The organism is Halorubrum sp. 2020YC2 (assembly GCF_018623055.1).
In the GTDB taxonomy this organism is placed as follows: domain Archaea; phylum Halobacteriota; class Halobacteria; order Halobacteriales; family Haloferacaceae; genus Halorubrum.
Genome location: NZ_CP076019.1, coordinates 1,304,619 through 1,327,373 on the forward strand (window position 1 = coordinate 1,304,619; position 22,755 = coordinate 1,327,373).

Below are 22,755 nucleotides of genomic sequence, written 5' to 3' on the forward strand. Positions count from 1 at the left end.
CCCGCGAGCAGAGAGGGACCTTCGGTCCCTCCAGCAGCCGGCGCGCAGTGCCGGCGACGAAGCGAGCGGGAGCACGGAAGTCGCAGCCCGCGCAGCGAACGGAGTGAGCGAGCAGGACCGTCTTCCTACGGTCGGGTGGGACTCAAAGGGGCAGCCGTGAGGCGGGCGTAGGCGACGCAAGGACCGGAAGGAGCGAGCGAAGCGAGCGACTGAGAACCGCAGCGAGCGTACGGCCGCCTCACGGCTGGGGCTTTGGAGGTGTTCACCGCCGATCTGCGAGCAACTGTTTATAAGCAAGCGGCTGGGGGCTTTGGAGGTGTTCACCGCCGATCAGCTATCGACTATTTATAAGCAGTAAACCGACTTGCTAACACGATCCCTCACTCCACGATCGGCAGGTCCGCTCGACTCCCTTTCGGAACCACGGAACGCAGTTCGTCGTAGAGGTACAGCCCGACCCCGATCGGCACGCTCTCACCCGCGACCTCGTGGGTCGCGATCAGGTACCCCCAGTCGCCCTCCCACTCGGGGATGTCCTGGTCGTCGCCCGCCGCGAAGGTCGACGCCTGCTCCGGACCCAGTTCGATCACGTTCTTCGTCGCGCGCGCGCCGAACCGTGAGACCGCCCGCCCGGTCGGCTTCCAGTGCTCCTGTCGCGTGCGGAGGAACGTCATCCCGACCGCCTCCACCTCGCTCGGGTCGGTCGCCTCGCCGTTGAAGATCCAGATCTTCCCGGCCCCCTTCTCCCAGAAGGTGTACTCCGCGAAGACCTCCCTGCCGATTCCGAACCGTTCGTCCCACCAGTCGAGGACCTCCTCGCGGCTCGCGCGGCCCTCTACCTCGCGGTCGGCCGGCGTCTCCGGCAACCGGTCGAACTGCTGGCCGTCGTTGGTGGGAGCGTCGCCGGCGTCGCCGCCGGAATCGCCGTCGCTCATGCGGCCACCTCGCCGTCGCTCGTGCCCTCCTCTCCTTCCCCGCCCACGCGAAGCTTCGCGCAGAAGAACCCGCCCGTGTCGTTGCGGTGCGGGTAGACGCGCTTCGCGCGCGTCACCGACTCGTCGTACGTCTCGCCCTCCCACTCGGTGACGCCGGGGTCGGTGTCGAGCGGCAGGTCGAAGGCCACGAGTTCGCAGTCCTCCGCGTCGAGGACGTGGTCGAGGACGGCCTCGTTCTCCTCGGGCGCGAACGTACAGGTGGAGTAGACGACGACCCCGCCGGGGCGAGTCGCCTGAACCGCCCGGACCAAGATCCCCTTCTGGATGCCCGCGACCGCGTGGACGTGGTCGAGCGTCCACTGGTCGAGCACGTCCGGGTTCTTGCGGCAGGTGCCCTCACACGAGCAGGGGGCGTCGACTAAGGCGCGGTCGAACTCGTCGAACGCCAGCGGCTTCGTCGAGAAGTTGCGCGCGTCCTGGTTCGTGACGATCGTGTTCGTGATCCCGAGCCGCTCCGCGTTGTGGCGGAGCGCGGAGAGCCGCCCGAGGTTGTTGTCGTTGGCGACGACGGTCCCCTCGTCGTCCATCGCGTCCGCGATCTGGGTCGTCTTGCTGCCGGGCGCCGCGCAGGCGTCCCAGACGCGCTCGCCCGGCCGGGGGTCGAGCGCGAGTCCGGGCAGCACGGACACCTCCTCCTGCCCGTGGGTCCAGCCGTGGACGTACGGCCAGTTGCCGCCGGGGTTCCCGTCGAGGAGCTCGAAGAGCCCGTCGTGCCAGTCGACCGGCTCGTACGCCACCCCCGCCTCGTCGAACGCCTCGCGGACGCGGTCGGGAGTCGCCGCGATCCGGTTCGTGCGCACGACCGAGGGGAGGGGCCGGTCGCACGCCGCCCGGAACGCGTCGACGTCGTCGACGAGCGACTCGTATCGGTCGAGCGGATTCATGGCTCCCCTTTCGCGGCGGGCCGTTAGACGGTTTCGGGACTCGCGCGCTCGCCTCGCGCCCCATCTTTAGGTCCGGTCCGCGCGTAGCGCCGCGCATGGCGCGCATCTCCGTCGTCAACGACGTATCGCTGAAGGAGCCGACGCTGGTGGAGGGGTTCCCCGGCGTCGGGCTCGTGGGGAAGATCGCGACCGACCACCTCATCGACGCCCACGGGATGACCCACTACGCGAACGTCCACTGCGACGCCCTCCCGCCGGTGGCGGTCTACCGCGAGTCCGAGACGGCCGCGACGACGCCGGTGCGGCTGTACGCGGACCCCGAGAACGACCTCGTCGCGCTCCGCAGCGACGTGCCCGTGAAGCCGGGCGCGGCGACGGAGGTCGCGGCGTGTCTCGGCTCGTGGTTCGACGAGGTCGACCTGTTCCCGGTGTTCCTGTCCGGACTCGGCCGCGAGAAGGACGAGTCGCCCCCGGAGCTGTACGGGATCGCGACCGGCGACGGCGGCGAGGCGCTGGGGCGCGCCGAGGTGTCGGAGCCGTCCGAGTCCGGGCTCGTCTCCGGCCCGACGGGCGCGATGCTCGCGGCCGCGCTGGAGGACGACCGCGACGCGGTCGGTCTCGTCGTCGAGTCCGACCCGCAGTTCCCCGACCCCGAGGCCGCGCGCGTGCTCATCCTCGACGGCATCGACCCCATCACCGGGGTCGAGACGCCGACCGACGGGCTCGTCGAGCAGGCGAGCGAGATCCGGGACGCGAAACAGCAGCTCGCGGAACAGATGCGACGGGCGACCGAGGAGAGCTCGCAGGCCGAGCCGCTGAAGATGTTCCAATAGGGGCGACGACCGGCCGCCCCATCGGCGGGCGAGCGAATCCCGGCCGACCCCGCTACCGATCGGACGACCCGCCCGCGGCGTCGTCCTCCAACTCGTCGAGGATCGGCCGATACTTCAGCTGGACCTCGTCCCACTCGCGGTCGGGGTCGGAGTCGGAGACGATGCCGACGCCCGCGAACAGCGTGGCGCGGCGGCGGCTCGCGACGGCCGAGCGGATCGCGACCGCGAACGCGCCGTTGCCCGCGGCGTCGATCCAGCCGACCGGCGCGGCGTACCAGCCGCGGTCGAACGGCTCCGTCTCGCGGATCGTCGCCAGCGCGCGGTCCGGCGGCAGCCCGCCGACCGCGGGCGTCGGGTGAAGCGCCTCGACGAGGTCGAGCACGTGGCGGTCCGCGTCGAGCTCGGCGGTGATCGGCGTGTGGAGGTGCTGGACGGTCGCGAGGCGGCGGACGCGACGCTCGCCCGCCGAGGTCGACGCCGCGAACGGCTCCAGCTGGTCGCGGACCGTCTCCGCGACCAGCTCGTGTTCGTGGACGTTCTTCTCGTCGTCGAGCAGCTCCTGCGCGAGCCACTCGTCCTCGGCCGGCGTCTCGCCGCGCCCGGTCGTCCCGGCGAGCGCGTCCGTCTCGACCGTCCGACCGCGGAGCGAGACCAGCCGTTCGGGCGTGGCGCCGAAGAAGGCGCTGTCGCCGGCCGGGGGCTCGAACCAGTAGCGGTGGCAGTCGGGGTACTTCTCCGCGAGGCGTTCGAGGGTCGCCGCGCGCGAGAAGTCGGCCGCGAGGTCCGTCTCAAGCGCCTGCGCCAACACCACCTTCTGAAGGTCGCCGTCGCGGATCCTGTCGACCGCGGCGGCGACGCTCTCCCGCCACGCCTCGGGGCTCGTCGTCCGGTGGCTCTCGCGGATTCCCGGTCGAGGCGGACGCGAGCCGGGAGCGCCGGCCCCGCGTGCGGTCTCGACCGAGTCCAGCGCGGCGAACCGGTCGACCTCGTGCGCTAACCGGTCCTCGACGGCCGCGACGTCGGCGTCGGCGCCGACCGCGTTGACCGTCAGCCACGCGCCGTTGTCAGCGACCGTCAGCTGAACCCGCGGCAACACGAACCGCGCCTCCGGGAACGGCTCCCACGGGTCGCCGTCGCACGCGCCCTCGTGGAAGGAGAAGCCGCCGAAGACGCGGGGGCGGGCCGCCTCGGTGCCGGCGTGGACGTCGCCGGCCTCGAACAGCTCCGTCGCTGCCTCGCGGATCGACGCAAACCGGTCGCCGCCGGAGGCGGTCAGCGTCGCGGCCGCGCCGCCGCCGAGCACCAGCGCGTCGTCGGGGGCGCTCCAAGTCGTGCTCGGGGACGGGAGCGCGTCGAACGCCGCCGCGAACGCCGGCTCGTCGATCCCTGTGGTCCGGCTGACCAGCGGCGACGACGACCGAGAGCGCGCCCGTTCCATGCGTGTCGAGTCGGGACCGCGGACCCTTTATCCTGACTATCGGGGCGGGGAAACGGGGGAAGTGGCGCGTCGAGGGCGGTCGGTCGGCGGCGAGGCGGCCTGAACAGCGACGGTGGGGCGGCCCGAGCGGCGACGGCGGCCTCGTCAGCTGTAGCGCTCCTCGTTCCAAGGGTTCGCGGTGTCGCTGTACCCCCGCTTCTCCCAGTATCCGAGCTCCTTCTCGGTGAGGAACTCCACGCCGGAGACCCACTTCGCGCCCTTGTAGGCGTACTTGTGCGGCGTGACGACGCGTATCGGGCCGCCGTGGTCGGCGGGGAGGTCGTCGCCGTCGTAGCCGTAGGTGAGCTGGACGCCCTGCCTCGTGCACTCGTCGAGCGGGAGGTCGGTCGTGTAGCCGTCGAGCGCGTGGAACATGACGTGCTCGGCGTCGTCGCGGACGCCGGCCCGCTCCGCGAGTTCGACGAAGGAGACGCCCGTGAACTCGCAGTCGAACTTGCTCCATCCCGTCACGCAATGGAAGTCCTGCCGCTGGGTGACGGCCGGGAGGTCGCGGAACTCGTCGAGCGAGAGGGCGAGCGGCTCCTCGACCGCGCCCCACACGTCAATTTCGAACGTCTCCGGGCCCCACGACGGCGTTCCGCTCTTCGAGAGGACGGGGAACCCGTCCGTCTCGCGCTGGCCCGGCGGGAGCCGGTCGTCGCCGTACTCGCGGTAGAGGTCCGTGAGGTCCTCCACGGAGTCGGTCCGAGATGCGGTCATGAGATCCGATACGGCCCGGACCGACGTATGAATGTCGCTCTCGGAGGCGACACCGCACGCGGACTGCCACCTCCGGTAGCGACGCCGACGCTGTTCGGTGTATCAAAATATGAGTTTTATCTACAATAAATAGAGTTCTACAGATCAGTTCTAAAATTCTCAATACGCTCATCTACGACGCCACTTTTATATGTACTATGCTACAAGAGCCGAACAGCAAATGCCACGAGTGAAGATAACGGTGCCGGAGCATCTGGAGATGCAGATCGCCCAGATGGTCGAGGAAGGGGAGTTCCTCAACCGCGAGGAGGCGGTCGAGGAGCTGCTGTCAACGGGCATCAAGGCGTACAAGACGAGCGGCCCGAGAGACGACGACGACTCCAACGGCTTCGAGGACGAGGGAATGATGGGCCACGAAGACGAGTACGTCTTCTGACCAACGCCGCGAGAGTTCGTCCGGCCGCGAACGCAGAACCGTGCGTATCGGCCTCAACAACGCTTAAAGGGCCTACAGACCGTATCCGAGGGTATGCATAAAGACGAGCTGCTCGAACTCCACGAACAGATGGTGACGATCATGGAGCACTTCCGCGCGCAGGAGACCGTGGACGGCTCGCTTTTCGACCCGTACGACGAGCTCGACGTCGACCCCTCCCACGTCCACAAGTCGAAGAGCGAGCACAAACACGCGGTGTTCGTCCTCGGTAACGCCCTAGCGAGCGCGATGAGCGAAGACGAGTTCTCCCCCGCCGGCCGCGTCGGCAAGCGCATGGAGGAGCTCGCCGACGACGCCGAGAACAAGATCTGAGCGGCGCAGTCGTCTCGACCGACACCCTTGCTCGATCCCCTCCCTTACCCCCGAATTGATGTGCGCGCGGACCCCTCCGTCGTGATATGATCGCGGAGGCGCTGGCGTCGGACGCCGTTCACCTCGCCGCGGGGGCGGCGGGCGTCGCCGCCGCGCTCGCCGCCGTGTACCTCGTCGACCGGCCGACCGGCGACCGGACGCGGGCGCTCCGCTCGCGGCTGCTCCTCGGCGTTCCGTGGGGGACGCTCGTCGTCGTCGCGGGCGTGATCGGGGTGTACCTGTTCGTCCAGTCGGGGGTCGACGACCCGAACCGACCGGTCGTGATCCCGTTCCGGTCGTGGTCGTACTTCTACCCGGAGGGGCTCCTCTGGTCCAGCTTCGCCCATTCGAGCCGCGGGCACATCACCGGGAACCTCCTCTCCGCGCTCGTCGCCGGCGGCCTCGCGGAGTACGCGTACGGCCACTTCCCCGACGGACGCGAGGTCGACGACGCGGACCGGCTCGCCGTCCGGCTTCGGCGGCTTCCGGGTCGCCTCCGACGGCTCCCGAGTCGGGCGCGGCGCCTCCCGGGGCGGGTCCGACGTGTTCCGGGCAGAATCGCCGGCGTCGACTTCTCGGGCGCGAACCCCTACGTCCGGGCCTTCCTGGTCGTCCCCGGCGCCGCGGTCGCGTTCGGTCTCGCATCCGCGCTGTTCGCGCTGGGCCCGGTGATCGGCTTCTCCGTCGTGGTGTTCGCGTACTGGGGGTTCGCGCTCGTTGCGCGCCCCGTCGCCGCGGTCGTCGCCATGGCGGGGACGACGCTCGTCGGCGTCCTCTACGACGCCGTCCGGGTCCCGGTGGCGTTCGCGGAGGCGTCCCCCTCGTACGGCGCGCCGGGGTGGGCGAACGTCGCGATTCAGGGGCACGCGCTCGGGCTTATCGGCGGCGCGCTGGTCGCGGTCGTGCTCCTTCGCCGGCGGAGTCGCGGCCCGACCGACGAGCGTCACGACGACGAGGCGAGCCCGGGGAGATGGGGAAACCACCCGAGTGCGGCCGCGGAAGGCGCCGGTTCCGACGCGGACGCGACCGAGCGCTCCGCGCTCGTCGTCTTCGGCGCCCTGCTCCTTTTCGGCGCCTCGCGGCGGCTGTGGGCGGTGTACTGGTACCTCGGCAACGAGCGGTACGAGCTGTACCGCGCGGTCGGGGTCGGGCTGCTCGCGCTGCTGGCTGCGGTCGTCGCCGTCGCCGCCGTCTCGCGCGACGAGCCCCTGTGGCCGGCTCTGGCGACCCCGGAGCCGGAGACGCTCCGAGCGGGGATCCGGTCCGCGACGCCGGCGGCGGTCGGTCTCCTCCTGCTCGTCGGGGCGCTGGCGGTCGTCGCGGGACCGGGCGTCGTCCCGAACCTCGTCGCCGTCGACGACGGCGACCTCCCGGGCGACCCGATCGAGGTGGAGGGGTATCAGGTGACGTACGCGGAGGGCGTGGAAGACCAGCTCGTGGGCGTCATCGACGTGGAGGCGTTCGGGCGCTCGACGTCGGTCAACACCTCGGGGGTGATCGTCAGCGACCCCGACCGCGAGATATGGACGACCGCGGTCTCGAAGGGGAACCTCGCGTTCTGGGGCTACCGCGCTGTCGACGTGGGGGGAACTGGCTGGCGCGAGACCGTGTGGGTCCAGCGGGTCGGCTGGGTGGCCGCGAACGGCGGCCCGACCTACCGAGTCGACGCGGTCCGGAACGAGACCAGACGGACGCTGTTCGCGAGCGACCCGGCCCGGGCCGAGCCGCGGATCGACGGCCGCAACGTCACCGTCGCGGCGACGCGGGGGGAGTTCGAACTGCGGGTCACGGGTCCCGGCGGGAACGCGAGCGCGCCGCTCCCCGGAGAGAACGAGTCCGTGACGCTCCGCGGCGTCGAGCTACTTCGAGAGGGCGACGCGGTGTTCGCGGAGCGCGGCGAGACGCGCGTGCGGATCGCCCACCGAGAGCGGTACGAGGGGCGGCAGTAGCGCGGCCGGCGCGCTCGGTGCCGGAGCGGGCCGGGGACGTTCTCAGGGCCACTCGATCCGGTACACTTCGGCGTCGATGTCGCGCCTCTCGTCGGTGTGGTGGTCGAACTGCGCGTCGATTGGGAACTCCGCGGCGAACGCGTGGGTCACCTCACCGCCCTCGTCGGCGGCGAACGCCTCGACGAACTCCCGGCTGCCGCCGTTGTGGACCGAGTAGGAGACGTCCGCGAGGTCGCTCGCGACCGCGAGGAACTCGCGGTCGGCGTTGCGGTTCCCGTCCTGCGCGCCGAACGGCGGGTTCATCACGACGGTCGCCGGCTCCGCGACGGCGAGGGGCGGGTGCGTGGCGTCCCCGCGGACCCAATGGACCGGGGCGCTGGCGGCGACGCGGCGCTCGTTGTCGCGGGCGGTCGAGAGGGCGTCGCCGTCGAGTTCGAGGCCGACGACGCGGGCGGGGCCGCGAAGCGCGGCGGCGAGCGCGAGCATCCCCGTGCCGGCGCCCAGATCGATCACCGTCCGGCCGTCGACGTCGCCGTGGAGGTCCGCGAGGTGGACGACGTGGGCGGCCAGTTCGGGCGGGGTCGGGTACTGTTCGAGGGCGGCGTCGGGCCGCTCGAAGCCGGCGACGACGCCGAGCTTGGTCGCGAGCGACCGCTTGGTCGCCATCGGTCAGGCGGCGCCGTCGGCGCCGACGCGGACGAGTTCGACGCCCTCGCGGTCGGCGCGCTCGGAGAGCGCGGCGAGCGCGGTGCGGACCTCCTCGCGCTCCGCCCCGTCGACGCTGACCTCGATGCGGCCGGCGCCGAGGAACGAGGCGGCGCGGACGAGCCCGCGGAGCCGGTCGACCTCGCGCTGGCGTTCGAGCGTGCCGTCGGCGTCGAACGCGGCCTCGGCCGCGACTGCGGCGGGCTGGTAGCCCCGGGCCGCGAGCCCCTGCTTGAGGTCCCGGAGGTGTTCCGGCGCGGTGCTCTCTAAGTCCGACGCGTCGATGACCACGGGGTCGACGTCGGCGGGGCGACAGCCGCGAAGCGCGCGTTCGATGCCGGCTGAGGAGGTCGTGCTCATACAGGTACATTGGTATTAGTTATACAAAAGTCTTTATAGATGTTTCATGGTAATATACAGGGAGCGGCGAAGGACCGGGCGTCGCGGCGCCGAGGCGCTCCCGACCGTCGGCGTCGGAGCCGTCAAGGCGACGTGAGAGCGAAATTGCGACGTTCGAGTACGGTCACGTTTCGTGCGTCACGGCGGCGACGGCGGCGGGCCGACGGGCGGTCGAACGCCGAACCCCGAGTCCGTCATTCGGGCATTAGAAGCGCCTAAAGACCGTTTTACCGCATTTCACAACGGTCTCGGATCTGTCAGGGTCGTTGATGGGGGTGGAAAAGATTTAAATACGCGAATGACCAGAAACCTTTTAATGGAACGTCCGAGTCGCCAGCGGCAACAGGAGCAAGACACGGAGCAGGAAACGGACGAATCGACGGTCTCCTGTCCGGAGTGTGACTCGGAGAATATCGTTACCGACGCCGACCAGGAGCTGGTCTGCGAGGACTGCGGGCTCGTCTTAGACGAGCGGAACATCGACCGCGGCCCGGAGTGGCGCGCGTTCAACCACAACGAGCGGCAGTCGAAGTCGCGCGTCGGCGCCCCGATCACGGAGACGATGCACGACAAGGGGCTGACGACGACGATCGACTGGAAGGACAAGGACGCCTACGGGCGGTCGCTCTCCTCCGAGAAGCGGTCGCAGATGCACCGCCTGCGCAAGTGGCAGGAGCGGATTCGGACCAAGGATGCGGGCGAGCGCAACCTCCAGTTCGCGCTCTCGGAGATCGACCGGATGGCCTCGGCGCTCGGCGTCCCGCGGTCGGTACGCGAGGTCGCCTCGGTCATCTACCGACGCGCGCTCAACGAGGACTTGATTCGGGGTCGCTCCATCGAGGGCGTCTCCACCGCCGCGCTGTACGCCGCCTGCCGGCAGGAGGGGATCCCCCGGAGCCTCGACGAGGTCGCGGACGTCTCCCGAGTGCCGCAAAAGGAGATCGGGCGGACGTATCGGTACATCTCACAGGAGCTGGGGCTCGAGCTGAAGCCGGTCGACCCCAAGCAGTTCGTCCCGCGGTTCGCGTCCTCGCTCCAGCTCTCGGAGGAGGTCCAGTCGAAGGCGACCGAGATCATCGATGTCTCCGCCGAGCAGGGCCTCCTCTCCGGGAAGTCGCCCACGGGCTTCGCGGCCGCCGCCATCTACGCGGCCTCGCTGCTCTGTAACGAGAAGAAGACCCAACGCGAGGTCGCGGACGTCGCGCAGGTGACCGAGGTCACCATCCGCAACCGGTACCAAGAGCAGATCGAAGCGATGGGCTTCCGGTAGGACGGTTCGACGGTCGCGACGAGGTGACCCGCCCCGTCTCCGACTTCCGAGCAGCCTCGCGTTAAGTTTGACGTGGATTGTGGTAGACGGCGAAGGCTTTGAGCCAGTTTTGAGCTGTCTCTAACGCGACATTGCTGAAACTATTCGCAAACGATGGTGTTCGTCGTTCTATCTCCTAAAAGACACGTTCGATGGCGTTCCGATTTCCATGTCGAATGACTTGAGATCGATAGCCGTCTTCAGCGAGTACTGATCCGAGATAGTCTGCGTCATCGACGAGAAATTCGACGTTATCGAGCAGATAGCACTAGTGGAGCTCGGTGAGAAACCAGCGGGTCGTCTGTTTATTTGCGGTTGGATAGAGGATCACGTGGAGGATCTCGTTCGTCTGTGGATCAACCGCGCCGTACAGCCAGAACTGCTGGCCGTGAAGGCGGATCATCTTTTCGTCAACCGGGAGTTGATCCTCTGAAACGGTCGAGATCGGCTGTAAATCGGATTTATGAACCCAATTATGGATCGCAACATGACTCCGCTTGATCCCAAATAGTTCAACATGTTTACTTACCTCATGTAATGACATACCGGACAAATGACAGCGGATTCCTATTTCAATCGCCCAGCGTGGAGTTCGATCCCGCTCCACAAACGACAAGTCGATCCACGCGATACGTTCGCTGAGGCGGTCGAATTCTGTCATAGACACTCAGAACTCGTCCGCCTCATCCTCTAACTTAACGCGACCCCGAGCAGTTGGATCGGGTTTTTAATCGGTACCCGCTGTACCACCGAGTGAGATGTACTCAGAGATCCTCGTTCCGACCGACGGCAGCCCGGCGTCGGACGCCGCGATCGAACACGCGATCGACCTCGCGGACCGGTACGACGCCCGCCTCCACGCGCTGTACGTCGTCGACGGCGGAGCGTACTCCAGCATCGAGGCCGGCGCGGAGGTCGTCGTCGACGCGCTCGAGTCCGAGGGCGAAGAGGCGACGGGGCGCGTGGCGGACGCCGCCGCCGAGGCCGGGGTGGAGTGCGTCGCCACCGTCACGTCCGGGACCGCGTACCGGTCGATCCGCGACTACGTCGACGAGAACGGCATCGACGCCGTCGTGATGGGGACCCACGGCCGGAAGGGGCTCGACCGCTACCTGCTGGGGAGCGTCACCGAGCGCGTCGTCCGCACCTCTGAGGTCCCGGTGTTGACCGTCCGACAGCCGGCGGATGAGTAGCTCCACCGCTCCCGGCGAACGCGGGTGACACCGATGCGCGACTGGCTCTCTCACCGCGTGGTCTCGTCACCGGACGACACCGCCCTCGTCCGCGCCGAGGACGGCGAGGCGTGGAGCTACACCGACCTCGACCGGCTCGTCGCGGAGACGGCGGGCCGCCTCGTCGCGCACGGGCTGGGCGAGGGCGACCGGATCGGGGTTCTCACGCCCCCCTACGTGGGTACCGTGGGGCTCGTTCACGCGACGATGCGGATCGGGGCGACGTTCGTCCCGCTCGGACAGGAGCTGACGGCCCGCGAGATCGCCGCGCGGATCGAGCGGACCGACCTCGACGCGGTCGTCTGCGCGGAGCCGACCGAGTCGGCCGCGACCGACGCCGCGTCGCGGATCGAGGGGGTTCCGGTCTACTCCGTCGACGACCCGTCGAGCGCGGGCGTGACCGGCATCCACGACGTCGACCCGGCCTCGCTCGACCCGCCGGAGTGGTCGTTCGCGGACCCGCTCTGCGTGCTGTTCACCTCGGGGACCACCGGCGAACCGAAGCCCGTGCCGCTGACCGCCGGCAACGTGTACAGCTCCGCGGTCGCCTCCGCGTTCCGCTTGGGCGTCGAGGCCGACGACCGGTGGCTGGTGTCGCTGTCGCTTCACCACATGGGCGGGCTGGCGCCGGTGTACCGGTCGGTGCTGTACGGGACCACGGTCGTCTTGCGCGAGGGGTTCGACGCGGGCGGCACGGCGGACGACATCGACACGTACGACGTGACCGGCGTGTCGCTCGTCCCGACGATGCTCAGGCGGATGCTCGACCGGCGCGGGACGCTGTCGGACTCGCTCCGCGTCGTCCTGCTCGGAGGCGCTCCCGCGCCGGGGGAGCTGTTGGAGCGCTGTCGCGACTACTCGGTCCCCGTCTACCCGACGTACGGGATGACGGAGGCCGCCTCGCAGATCACGACCGCGACGCCCCGACACACCAGAGACCGGATCGGGACGGTCGGCCGACCGCTCTTCGGCACCGACGTGGCGGTCGTCGACGGCGACGGCGACCCGGTCGAGCCCGGCGAGACCGGCGAAATCGTCGTCAGCGGACCGACGATCACGCCGGGGTACCTCGTCGGAGACGAGGGCGACGCGTCGGGTCCCGACTCGGGCGACCGGGGCGACTCGCCAGCGGCCGACGGCGACGGCTCCTCCGCGTCCGAGACGGTCGAGGTGAACGGGATCGGCTCCGCGGCCCTCGATCGGTCCGAGTTCGGCCCGTACGGACTCCACACCGGCGACGTGGGGCGGTTCGACGAGTCGGGATACCTCCACGTGCTCAACCGCGTCGACGACCGGATCATCACCGGCGGCGAGAACGTCGAACCAGGGGAGGTCGCGGACGTGCTCCGCGAGTACGGGGGAGTAGACGACGTGGCCGTGGTGGGGCTCGACGACGACGTGTGGGGCGAGCGCGTCGCGGCGCTGCTCGCGGTCGGAGACCGGTTCCCGCCGGTCGCACCCGACGACGCCCCCGCGGCCGACGCACCCGGGGACGACGCGGCCTCGGGAGACGAGTCCGCGGAAGTCGACTCCGAAGCGAACGGCTCCGAGACGGACGGCTCCGAGACGGACGGTTCCGAGACGGACGGTTCCGAGTCGGACGCGAGCGAAGTCGAGAAGCCGGCCGTCGGCGTCGACGGCATCGGTCCCGCTCCCGTCGACGAGGCCGCGTTCGTCGAGTTCGTCCGCGAGCGGCTGGCCGGGTTCAAGATGCCGAAGACCGTCGCGTACGTCGAGGAGCTACCGCGGACCGTCTCCGGGACGGTCGACAGGGAGGCGACGCGCGCCGTCCTCCGCGAGCGCGGCGGGGACCCCCGCGAGAGCGTCGACGCGGACCTCGAAACGGCGGGGTTCAGGCCGGCCGATCCGACCGAGCCGCCAGAGGGGGAGGCGTCGGCGGCGCCGGGGGACGACGCCGGCGAGGGAGCGACCGAATCGGGAGACAGCGACGACGCCGGCGGCGACGCGGCGCCCGAAAGCGACACGCCGCCAGAAACCGAGACGACCTCGGACGTCGACGCCGCGCCCGATGACGTCGCTTCCGAAGGCGAGGCAGCGCCCGACGAGGGCGCTCCGGCGTCGAACGACGACGGCGACGAGGCGGATGCGGTCGACGAGAGCGACGAGTAAACTCACCCGTCGTTCTCCGTTGTTCCACGAAGGTTTTGACTGCGGGGTCCTCACGTGACGTATGGAGCTACTCGACGACAGCATCGTTCCGGAGCGTGCGCGAGACGTCAAACAGGAGGCCCGCGAGTTCGCGGAGGAGCACATCGCCCCGAACGCCGAGGCGTACTACGAGTCGGGGGAGTACCCCTGGGAAGTGCTCGAAGCGGGCATGGACGCCGGACTCGTCGCCCAGGACATCGGTGAGGAGTACGGCGGGAAGGGGTTCGACCTCGCGCAGATGCTCGCCGTCGCGGAGGAGTTCTACCGGGCCGACGCGGGCATCGCGCTCACGCTTCAGCTCGCCAGCTTCGGCGCCGAGATGGTCGAGGATTACGGCACCGACGAGCAGAAGGAGAAGTATCTCCGACCCGTGGCCGAGAACGACCAGATATCGGGGCTCGCGGTCTCGGAGCCGCAGACCGGTTCCGACCTCGCGGGCATGACGACGAAGGCCGAGAAGGTCGAGGGCGGCTACGAGCTGACCGGCGAGAAGTACTGGGTCGGGAACGCGGTCGAGGCCGACTGGCTCACCGTCTACGCGAAGACGGGCGAGAGCGACGACCGCTACTCGAACTACACGCTGTTCATCGTCGAGACCGACTCGGACGGCTACGAGGCCGAGCACATCCCGGAGAAGATGGGCATGCGCGCCTCCAAGCAGGGCCACATCGTCTTCGAGAACTGCTTCGTGCCCGAGGAGAACGTCGTCGGCAGCGAGGGCGGCGGATTCTACGCCCTCGCGGACTTCTTCAACCACGGCCGCGTCGTCGTCGGCGGCCACGGGCTGGGGCTGGCGGCGGCGGCCATCGAGGAGGCCGAGGCGTTCATCAGCGACCGCGAGGCGTTCGGCCGCACCATCGACGACTTCCAGGCGGTCCAGCACACGATCTCGGACATGCGGATCGGGTTCGAGTCGGCGCGCGCGCTCAACTGGCGCGCCTGCGAGAAGGTCGCGAACGGCGAGGACGCCGGCTACTGGGCGGCCCTCGCGAAGACGAAGTCCACCGAGGTCGCCACCGACTGCGCCGAGAAGGGCATGAAGCTCCACGGCGGCCGGTCGAACTTCACCGACCGTCGCATCGCCCGCGTCTACCGCGACGTGCGCATCCCGGTGATCTACGAGGGCGCGAACGACATCCAGCGGAACCTCATCTACCGGCAGTCGCGCTGAGACCGGTCGTATCGAGAGCGGTCGAAGCGCGTTTTTTGTCCCGTCAGGAGGGGTTAGAGCGTCGCGACCAGCCGCCGGAGGGCGTCGTGGCCGCCGACTGCGAGCGGGTCGCCGTGCCCGACGCAGGCGACCTCGAAAGTCGGCGCGCGCGCCGCGAGGTCCCGCGCACTCGTCTCGACCGCGCCGGTGTCGTAGCTTATCACCCATCCGGAGGGGACCAGTTCGCCGTCCGACTCCGAGACGAGGTCGCCGAGCACCCCCACGCCCAGCGTCTCGCTGACGTACGCGACGTGGCCCGGCGTGTGCCCGGGCGTGTGATACGCGGTGAACGAGCCGATCCCCTCGCCGTCGCGGACGCCGACGACGTCGAGTTCTGGGAGGTCCGTCACGAGTCCGCCGAGCCGCTGGATCAGCCCCTTGTGGTTCCGGAGCGGCGGCGACCGCGCTCCGCGGAGCAGCTGCGCGTCGAAGCCGTACGCGCGGACCGGCGCGTCGAGGTCGGGCGCCAGCGCCGCGAGCGTCCCGACGTGGTCGAGGTCGTAGTGCGTGAGCAGGACGCGACCGATCTCGGAGACCTCGACGCCCGCCTCGTCGAGGCCGCGCCGGATCGCCCCCTCGTCCCACGGCGTGCCGGCGTCGACGAGGGTCGGCACGTCGTCGAAGACGAGGTACGCGTTGACTCCGCGGGTGTCGAACCGCCAGACGCCGTCCGCGATCTCCGTCACCATGCCGAGGCGTACGGCCCGGAGCGGAATGAACGCTGCCGTGGCGGAAGGCGGGGAACGCGACGGCGGCGGGAGCGGACCGACGGCCCGGGTGGCGTCGACGACGCGGACGACGGCGGCGACGGCGCGCGCGACGAAAGCGCCAAGACGCCGGGGCGACACCACGGCGTATGCGACTGGAGGACTACTGGGGGATCGGCCCGAAGACGAGCGAGCGGCTCACCGAGGCGCTCGGGGCCGAGCGGGCGGTCGCGGCGATCGAGTCGGCCGACGTCCGAGCGCTCGTCGACGCCGGCCTCCACCGCGGTCGGGCGACCCGCATCCTCCGCCGAGCGAACGGCGAGGCGGGGATGGACGTGCTCGCGACGAGCGACGCGCGCTCGGTGTACGACGACCTCCTCGCGCTCGCCGCGGGCGAGGCGCTGACCGCGCACGCGGCCGACCGGATCCGGGTGTTGACCCCGCTCCTCGACCGCGACGCCGTCGAGGAGCGGTTGGACCGGGTCGTCGCCGCCCGCGACGCGTGGGCCGCGCTCGACGACGCCGAGCGCGAGGCGGTCGAGGACGCGTTCGCCGCCTACGACGAGGCCGACGGCTCCGACCTCGCCGCCGTCGAGACGGCCGTCGCGCTCCGCGGGGCGGGGCTGACGGACGGCCCCTTCGATGGTGTCGGCGCGCTCGACGGCGACCGCCTCCGAGACGCGGCCGACGCGCTGGCGGACGTGCGCGGCGCGATCGACCCCGCCGGCGGACTCGACGGCGACGACATCGAGATCGCCGCGGGCGCCGACGACGAGCTAGACCAGCTGCGCGACCAGTTGGTGGCCGCGCGCGACCTCGCGGACTCCGCGTTCGACGTGCTCGAATCGGTCCGCGACGGGAGCCTCCGCGACTTCGAGGCGCTGGAGGCGGCGACGATAGAGCACGTCGCGCGAGAGACCGGCGTCGAGCCGGCGACCGTGCGGGCCGCGGCCCCCGACGAGGCGCTGGACGCGGCCGACTTCGTCTCCGGGACGCTGCGGGACCTCGTCGTCGAACTCGAAGCGGCGGTCGACGAGCGCGAGGCGGCCGTGGCGGCCGACGTCCGCGAGCGATTGGGAGAGGAACCCGCGGCGGACGCGAGCGACGGGGCTGGGAGCGACGAGGCCGGCGACACCACCGTCGCCCGCGCCGCGACGGCCGTCTCCGACGCCGCGTTCCTCCTGTCCCTCGGGCGGTTCGCGGCCGAGAACGGCCACGTCCGGCCGACGCTCGTCGACGACGGCATCGCGGTGCGCGGCGCGCGGAACCCGTTCCTCGACGGCGACGTCCAGCCCGTCTCCTACGGCGTCGGCTCCCACTCGCTTGCGGACGAGGCGGGCGTCGCGAGCGCCGACGCGCCGCCGACCGGCGACCGCGTGAGCGTCCTCACCGGGGCGAACTCGGGCGGGAAGACGACGCTCCTCGAGACCCTCTGTGCGGTGGCGCTGCTCGCCTCGATGGGGCTGCCGGTGCCCGCCGACGCGGCCGAGGTCGGGACGTTCGACCGGGTCGTCTTCCACCGCCGGCACGCCTCGTTCAACGCCGGCGTGCTGGAGTCGACGCTGAAGTCGGTCGTCCCGCCGCTGGTCGCGGACGGTCGCACGCTCATGCTGGTCGACGAGTTCGAGGCGATCACGGAGCCGGGCCGCGCCGCCGACCTGCTGAACGGGCTGGTGACGCTCACCGTCGACCGCGGCGCGCTCGGGGTCTACGTCACCCACCTCGCGGAGGACCTCAGCCCGCTGCCCGGCGCGGCGCGCATCGACGGCATCTTCGCGGAGGGGCTGACGAACGACCTCGACCTCCGCGTCGACTACCAGCCGCGGTTCGAGACGGTCGGGAAGTCGACGCCGGAGTTCATCGTCTCGCGGCTGGTCGCGAACGCGGGCGACCGGGGCGTCCGCGCCGGATTCGAGCACCTCGCCGGCGCGGTCGGGGAGGAGGCGGTCCAGCGAACGCTCTCGGACGCCGAGTGGGCGGGGAACGATGACTGAGGGAGACGGCGGCGACCCCGGCCCGGACCGGATCCGCTCGGTCGCGGTCCACCGCGACGACGTGGCGAGCGCCCTCGAAGCCACCCTCCGGAGCGACCGCGAGGTCGTCCTGCGCGCGACGCCGCCCTTCTCGGGGCGGATGCGCGCTCGCCTCCACGCGCTCGACGCTGGCGGGCAAGAGGCTGACGGCGAAGACGCGAAGAGCGGCGACGACTCCGACGCGCCCGCACCGATCCACGTCGACCCCCGAGACCTCGTCTCAGCCGTCCCGCCGTACCCCGAGCCGGACGACACCGCGACGGAGTACCCGGACGCCGACCTCGAGACCCGGCGGGAGCGACACGCCGAGGCGGTCGAGTCGTGGCGCGAGCGCGTCCGAGAGCGCGTCGGCTCGACGGTCGAAATCGAGGTCGACGGGAAGTCCCGCGCGGTCGACGTGGTCGCGCTCGGCTGAAGCGGTCGGGAGAAACGGAACTGCTCGGGCTACAGTCGCAGCCGCTCGACCGCGGTGCCGGCAGCCTCGAAGTCGTCGCCCGTCGCGGCCGCGACCACGACGGTGTCCGCGTCGGTGTCGGCGTCGAGGTCGACCTCGAACGTACCGTCGGCGGCCGGCGTCACGAGCCGCGAGGTCTCACGGGTGTGGACCGCGACGCGCTCGGCGTCCGTCTCGCCCGCGACGGCGACCGCGTCCTCGACGAACTCGGCGGTGGCGGTCAGATCGGGTCGGGCCGGACGGTCGCGCTCCACGTAGCGGTCGCGGACGACGGCCGGCGTCTCGACCGGTTCGCCGGCGTCGACGCCGTGCGCCAGTCGGACGAAGCCCGCCATCGACCACGCGAGCGGAGTCGCCCCCCCGGTTCCCTCCCCGAACTCCCAGCCGTACTTCGTCGGGTGCTCGCGGTCCCACACCTGCTCCGGGAGCATGCGCCCGGAGTTGCCGAAGCCGGCCATCGTCTTCAAGAGCGCCTCCGGTTCGAGCTTCTCGTCGTCGGTGCCGCCGAAGGCGTCGGGACCGTCGGCGCGGGCGCGTAGCTCGTACTCGCCGCGCTCGCCGGTGAATATCGGCCAGAGGCGTCCGCGGCCGTCGCCGGTGCCGGCCCACGGCGCGCCCGGATCTCCGACCGCGATCTCGCCGTAGGCGTCGCCGACGTAGCGGTACCAGGCGGCGCCGTGTGGCGTGTCCACTCGGATCGAGTCGTCGACGACGGAGACGGAGTTGCGGACGACCGGGTCGTCGGCGGGCTTGATCCCCAGCCGGACGAGTTCGAGGAAGCCGCCGTCGACTATCTCCCGCTCGTCGTACGTCGGCCCGTCGTTGGCGATGGTGCGGGGCCGCCCCGCCTCGGGGTCGCCGTCGGCCGTGATCCGGAGGTAGTACGGCGTCTCCCTGTGGCGGTCGGTGCCGGTCGCGGTGGCGCACCACTCCTCGACGCGCGCGGTCCAGTCGTCCGCGAGCGCCAGCCACGCGAGCGCGTCGGCGCGGAGCGAGTCGGGCGACTCCCCGCCTGCCGCTTCGGTCTCCCCGCTCCGGTCCCCGTCCTCGCGTCGGTCGGCCTCCGAGAGCGCGAGCGCCGCGCCGGAGACCAGCCCGGCGATTTCGGCCGCGATGCTCGACGGCGAGTAGCCGGCCTCCTCCTCCCAGCGCTCCTGAGCGGTCTCGGGACCGTGCCGGGCGATGTAATCGAGCGAGCGGCGCACCTGATCGTAGGTGTAGTCGGCGTCGTCGAGCGTCACGCCGCGCTCGTACAGCTGCCACGCCATCACCGAGGGGAACCCGATGTTGTCCATCTGCTCGCCGCCCCACCGGGTCCGCCCGTCGATGTAGGTGTTCTGGGGGAGGAACCCGTCGTCGTCCTGCTGAGTGTTGTACAGGTACGCGAGGGCGTCGGCGCCGCGTTCCAGCTCGTCCATCTCGATCAGCGCCGTGAACACCTGGTAGAGGTCCCGCGACCAGACGAAGTTGTAGCCGTAGCCGCGGTCCTCCGCGGCGTACTCGGTCTCGCCCCACGGGACCGAGGGGCTGGCGATCCCCGCGCCGTCGTGGGCCTTGTCCTCGACGGCCGCCAGCGTCATCAGCGCGAAGCGGTACTGCGCCGCGAGGTCGGAGTCGTCCGCGACCGAGTCCGGGAGCTCGCGGTCCGCGTGCCACGACCGCCACGTCTCGGCGTACGCGTCCGCGGCGTCGTCGAACCCGCGGGCGAGCGCCCCCTCGGCCGCCCCGAGCGCGGCCGCGGTGTCGGACCCTTCAGCGAACCCGAGCGCGACCGTGTCCGAGACGGCGGTCCCGCTCCCGACGAGTCCGGCGAGGACGACGTTACCGGTCGCCTCCGTGATCCCCACGCCGCGTTCTCCCTCGGCGAACAGCGCGTCGATCTCGTAGCCGGCCGCCGCGAGCGCGCTCGCCCAGTCGAAGCCGCCGGCGCTGTCGAGCGCGAGCGCGACCTCGAAGGGGTCGCCGTCGTCGTCGACGAGCTTGCCCGCATCGCGGTCGTCGTCGTCTTTGCGCGCGAGCAGGTGGTAGCCGTCGTCGCCGTCGACGCGCTCGGCGCGGTCGTTCGTGCCGACGTTCGTGATCGTCGTGTCGACTAAGGCGTACACGTCGTACTCGCGGCTCCCCTCGAACCGGACGTCCGCGAGGATCGCGGTCCCGTCGGTGTCGACCGCGTACTCGACGGTGAGCGTCCAGGTGTGGCCGTGGCCGTCGCCCGTCTCGCGGATCGTCTGGACGTACGCGAGCGCGTCGTCGGCCGCCGGCTCCGTCGTGCGCTCGACCGTCTCCGTCGTCGCGACGTGGTCGGTCTCGTCGAAGGTCCGGACCGCGTACTCGGAGTCGGGGTCCGCGACGAGGAAGTCGAACGTCCGAACGTTCATCACGTCGATCCGGGGGAACCGCGCCTCGGTGAGCGCCCCCTCGGTAAGCGTGAACCACACCGGAACCGGGTCGTCGGTCTCGTAGTCGGCGGGCGTACCGAGCCCGAACTTCCGCCCGGTCGTCCAGTGGGGGGCCGCCTCGGGACCCGCCTCGCGGTCGTGCGGGACCGGAAGCTCGCCGTGGCTCGCCAGCGTCACCGTCGCGTCGATCCGGAGCGCGTGCGACCACGCGATGGGGGTCGCGCTGTCGAGGTCGCCGTCGTCGAACGCCTGCTCCGCGAACAGCCCCGCCTCGTTGACGAAGTGCCCGTCCGGCTCGCAGAGCGCGTACAGATCGCGGGCGTCCGCGAACAGGGGGCCGGCGGCGCCGCCGCGCTCCTCGACGACGCCCGCAAGCGTCGCCGCCGCGGTCGCGCCCCACAGCGTCGCGATGGACCACACCTTCGCGGCGCCCTGTTCGGCGGTGCGCCAGTCGTCGCCGGTGAACCTGACGAGCCCCTCCACCGAGGAAGTCTCGCGTCGGAGCGCGTCGATCGACCGCCGGACGTGGGTGTTGACGCGGTCGAGGAAGCGGTCGAACTCGCTCGCGTCGACGGACTCGACCGACCCGGCGCCGTCGGTCGCAGCGGCGTCGTCGGTCTCGCCGTCGGCGGCCGCGTCACCGGCGGCGGTCGCGGACTCGTCGTCGAGCAGGGCGGCGTACTCCGCGGCCGCGGTCGCGAGCGCGAAGGTGCTGGCGTCGGCGCGGGCGTCCTGACTCTCCTCGCTCGCGCGCTGGAGGAACCGCTCCGTCTCGGGGTTCCAGCGCGCGTCGAGCCCCGACAGCGCGGCGTCCGCGGCGGCCGCGGCGTCGGCCCGGAGCTCCTCGTCGACCGGCGCGCGCGCCACCGCGGCGAACGCCCGGAGGTACTCGGCGCCGGCGTGGGTGAACCGGCCCAAAGCGTTCTCCCAGCAGTTCTGACAGCGGCGCGGAAGCCCGTCGTCCTCGGTGGTTTCGAGGAGGAAGTCGACCGCGTCGGCTATCGTCTCGTCGATCCGGTCGCGCCACTCGGCCGGGAGGTCGGCCTCGCGGCGCAGCGCCGCGAGGAAGGCGACGACCGTCGCGGGCTGGTCGAGCTGGTCGTTCGGGCCGGGCGTCCCGTTGGCGCCCTCGATCCGGGCGTTCGCCCAGCCGGGCGCGACCTTGCCGGAGTCCGCCCACACCCGATGGGGCCACGAGCCGTCGGCGTCCTGCGTGCGACAGAAGAAGGTCGCGGTCGCGAGCAGTTCCTCGTCGGCGTCGAGACCTAGCTCCCCGCTCGCGTCGAGCAGCGCGGTCGACACCGTCGCCTCGTCGCGGAACCAGGTGTAGCCGTATCCCCCGGAGGTGGAGTAGAACGGGTCGAACTCGGGCGCGGCGATCCGGGCCCCGGACTCCGCGGTGAGCAGGTCGAGCGCGCGGAGGTCGCTCGCGATCACCGACCGGCGCGGCGCGTCCTCGGGGACGTTCGGCCCGCGCCCGTCCGCGGCCTCGCGGAGGTCGTCGGCGTCGGGGTAGGCGGTGGCGATGTTCGACACCGCCTCGATGCGGCGCTGACGGTCGACCCCGTCGGTGAGGGCGTCCTTCGCGTCGTCGCCGGTGTCGCGGGCCTCGCGGCGGTCGACGACCGCGCGGCCGGCGAGGGTGACGCGCTCGGTCCGGCCGTCGCGCTCGAAGGGCGCGCGGACGACGACGTCGGGGGTGAGCCGCGAGTCCTCGCGGCGGTCGATCTCGCCGCGGTGCGGGAAGCCGTCCTCCCCCTCCCCGAGTAGTTCCGGGATCGTCCGGAGCCGCTGCCCGTGGGCGTTCGAGAGCCCCGTGGAGGCGGTGAGGAAGTCGTGTTCCGTCCGGTGGTACACCTCGACGACGCCGCCGTCGGCGGGACCGGCGGACTCGTGGACCATGTTGCCGACGCGGCCCTCGACCATGTCGGGCGAGAACGCGTAGGCGGCGACGAGTTCGGCGTCGGCCGGCGGCGAGCCGCGCAGTTCGACGTGGGTGAGGTGCGTGTCGCTCACGACGAGGTCGAACTGGTGGATCGTGTAGCGGCCGGCGTCGTACTCGGTCTCGACTAGGGGCGTGTCGCCGTCGTAGTGCTGGCGGGTCGTCTCGAGGTCGTCGAACCACCGGACGCCCCGCCCGGCGGTGATCCCCATCCGGAGGCGGTCCGCGCCGCCGACGCCGGAGAGGGAGTACGAACAGTCGTGGACGGTCCCGTCCGGCCCGACGTGGACCAGCCGGCCGTCGTCGCCGGTGAACGCGCCGGCGGTCATCGGGTGCTCCGCCGGGTAGCGCTCCCCGCGCCGACGTTCGTGTTCCGTGAGGGCGGTACGCAGTCGCATACCCGCTCTGCGCCGGCCGGGGTAAAAGCCTTGACGACCGCGGCGGCGTATCGATCGCCGTCGAGTGTCCCCGGCCCGAGCGGGACCCGGAGG

18 protein-coding genes and 1 pseudogene are annotated in these 22,755 nt (G+C 71.1%); 10 read left to right on the top strand and 9 right to left on the bottom strand.

The window, feature by feature from the left end:
* Positions 1 to 380: 380 nt before the first annotated feature.
* Both KI388_RS06430 and KI388_RS06435 read right to left on the bottom strand, forming a co-directional pair.
* Positions 381 to 935 (bottom strand): hypothetical protein, encoded by a 555-nt coding sequence (locus tag KI388_RS06430; protein WP_215088523.1) that lies wholly within the window; start codon positions 933 to 935, stop codon positions 381 to 383.
* Positions 932 to 1,879, bottom strand: coding sequence for an RsmB/NOP family class I SAM-dependent RNA methyltransferase (locus tag KI388_RS06435; RefSeq protein ID WP_215088524.1), 948 nt, complete (start codon positions 1,877 to 1,879; stop codon positions 932 to 934). Before KI388_RS06435 ends, KI388_RS06430 begins: the two co-directional genes overlap by 4 nt.
* 95 nt (positions 1,880 to 1,974) lie before the next feature.
* Here KI388_RS06435 and KI388_RS06440 point away from each other — a divergent pair, with 95 nt between their 5' ends.
* Positions 1,975 to 2,712, top strand: a complete 738-nt coding sequence (locus tag KI388_RS06440) for a PAC2 family protein (protein WP_215088525.1) — start codon at positions 1,975 to 1,977, stop codon at positions 2,710 to 2,712.
* A 52-nt stretch (positions 2,713 to 2,764) separates the two neighbouring features.
* On the opposite strand, the gene KI388_RS06445 is transcribed toward KI388_RS06440, so the two are convergent.
* Together KI388_RS06445 and KI388_RS06450 are read right to left on the bottom strand one after the other, a co-directional pair.
* On the bottom strand, positions 2,765 to 4,150 hold the full coding sequence (locus KI388_RS06445; RefSeq protein WP_215088526.1) for an isochorismate synthase: 1,386 nt from the start codon (positions 4,148 to 4,150) through the stop codon (positions 2,765 to 2,767).
* 144 nt (positions 4,151 to 4,294) lie between these two features.
* Positions 4,295 to 4,909 (bottom strand): molybdopterin-dependent oxidoreductase, encoded by a 615-nt coding sequence (locus KI388_RS06450; RefSeq protein WP_215088527.1) that lies wholly within the window; start codon positions 4,907 to 4,909, stop codon positions 4,295 to 4,297.
* Between the two features lie 220 nt (positions 4,910 to 5,129).
* Here KI388_RS06450 and KI388_RS06455 point away from each other — a divergent pair, with 220 nt between their 5' ends.
* The 3 genes from KI388_RS06455 to KI388_RS06465 all read left to right on the top strand — a co-directional run bounded on the left by KI388_RS06455 (position 5,130) and on the right by KI388_RS06465 (position 7,705).
* Positions 5,130 to 5,345: a ribbon-helix-helix domain-containing protein gene (locus KI388_RS06455; RefSeq protein ID WP_004598554.1), complete on the top strand. Its 216-nt coding sequence runs from the start codon at positions 5,130 to 5,132 to the stop codon at positions 5,343 to 5,345.
* A 93-nt stretch (positions 5,346 to 5,438) separates the two neighbouring features.
* Complete coding sequence (locus tag KI388_RS06460; protein ID WP_215088528.1) at positions 5,439 to 5,717, top strand: UPF0058 family protein; 279 nt, start codon at positions 5,439 to 5,441, stop codon at positions 5,715 to 5,717.
* A gap of 86 nt (positions 5,718 to 5,803) precedes the next feature.
* A complete protein-coding gene (locus KI388_RS06465; RefSeq protein WP_215088529.1) occupies positions 5,804 to 7,705 on the top strand; it encodes a rhomboid family protein in 1,902 nt (633 codons plus the stop codon).
* 42 nt (positions 7,706 to 7,747) lie between these two features.
* Here KI388_RS06465 and KI388_RS06470 read toward each other — a convergent pair whose 3' ends face one another.
* The gene (locus KI388_RS06470) at positions 7,748 to 8,371 is read right to left on the bottom strand and encodes an METTL5 family protein (RefSeq protein WP_215088530.1); all 624 of its coding nucleotides are present in this window, start codon (positions 8,369 to 8,371) and stop codon (positions 7,748 to 7,750) included.
* 3 nt (positions 8,372 to 8,374) lie between these two features.
* Positions 8,375 to 8,770 carry a hypothetical protein gene (locus KI388_RS06475; RefSeq protein WP_215088531.1) on the bottom strand — a complete coding sequence of 132 codons (396 nt, stop codon included), beginning with the start codon at positions 8,768 to 8,770 and terminating at the stop codon, positions 8,375 to 8,377.
* A 355-nt stretch (positions 8,771 to 9,125) separates the two neighbouring features.
* On the opposite strand from KI388_RS06475, the gene KI388_RS06480 reads away from it, so the two are divergent.
* The gene (locus tag KI388_RS06480; protein ID WP_215088532.1) at positions 9,126 to 10,079 is read left to right on the top strand and encodes a transcription initiation factor IIB; all 954 of its coding nucleotides are present in this window, start codon (positions 9,126 to 9,128) and stop codon (positions 10,077 to 10,079) included.
* 61 nt (positions 10,080 to 10,140) lie between these two features.
* Here KI388_RS06480 and KI388_RS06485 read toward each other — a convergent pair.
* Positions 10,141 to 10,779, bottom strand: a pseudogene (locus tag KI388_RS06485) (IS6 family transposase).
* Positions 10,780 to 10,876: 97 nt separating this feature from the next.
* Between KI388_RS06485 and KI388_RS06490 the strand changes: the two are divergent.
* From KI388_RS06490 to KI388_RS06500, 3 genes are all read left to right on the top strand, one after another.
* Positions 10,877 to 11,311, top strand: coding sequence for a universal stress protein (locus KI388_RS06490; protein ID WP_215088533.1), 435 nt, complete (start codon positions 10,877 to 10,879; stop codon positions 11,309 to 11,311).
* 33 nt (positions 11,312 to 11,344) lie between these two features.
* Positions 11,345 to 13,480 (top strand): AMP-binding protein, encoded by a 2,136-nt coding sequence (locus KI388_RS06495; protein ID WP_215088534.1) that lies wholly within the window; start codon positions 11,345 to 11,347, stop codon positions 13,478 to 13,480.
* 61 nt (positions 13,481 to 13,541) lie between these two features.
* The gene (locus tag KI388_RS06500) at positions 13,542 to 14,690 is read left to right on the top strand and encodes an acyl-CoA dehydrogenase family protein (protein ID WP_215088535.1); all 1,149 of its coding nucleotides are present in this window, start codon (positions 13,542 to 13,544) and stop codon (positions 14,688 to 14,690) included.
* Between the two features lie 53 nt (positions 14,691 to 14,743).
* Here KI388_RS06500 and KI388_RS06505 read toward each other — a convergent pair whose 3' ends face one another.
* Positions 14,744 to 15,418, bottom strand: coding sequence for an MBL fold metallo-hydrolase (locus tag KI388_RS06505; protein WP_215088536.1), 675 nt, complete (start codon positions 15,416 to 15,418; stop codon positions 14,744 to 14,746).
* Positions 15,419 to 15,585: 167 nt separating this feature from the next.
* Here KI388_RS06505 and KI388_RS06510 point away from each other — a divergent pair, with 167 nt between their 5' ends.
* Together KI388_RS06510 and KI388_RS06515 are read left to right on the top strand one after the other, a co-directional pair.
* Positions 15,586 to 17,430: a DNA mismatch repair protein gene (locus KI388_RS06510; RefSeq protein ID WP_215088537.1), complete on the top strand. Its 1,845-nt coding sequence runs from the start codon at positions 15,586 to 15,588 to the stop codon at positions 17,428 to 17,430.
* On the top strand, positions 17,423 to 17,884 hold the full coding sequence (locus KI388_RS06515; RefSeq protein ID WP_215088538.1) for a hypothetical protein: 462 nt from the start codon (positions 17,423 to 17,425) through the stop codon (positions 17,882 to 17,884). The genes KI388_RS06510 and KI388_RS06515 overlap by 8 nt, the downstream gene beginning before the upstream one ends.
* A 29-nt stretch (positions 17,885 to 17,913) precedes the next feature.
* Here KI388_RS06515 and KI388_RS06520 read toward each other — a convergent pair whose 3' ends face one another.
* Complete coding sequence (locus tag KI388_RS06520; RefSeq protein ID WP_215088539.1) at positions 17,914 to 22,662, bottom strand: glycoside hydrolase family 15 protein; 4,749 nt, start codon at positions 22,660 to 22,662, stop codon at positions 17,914 to 17,916.
* Positions 22,663 to 22,755: the final 93 nt, after the last annotated feature.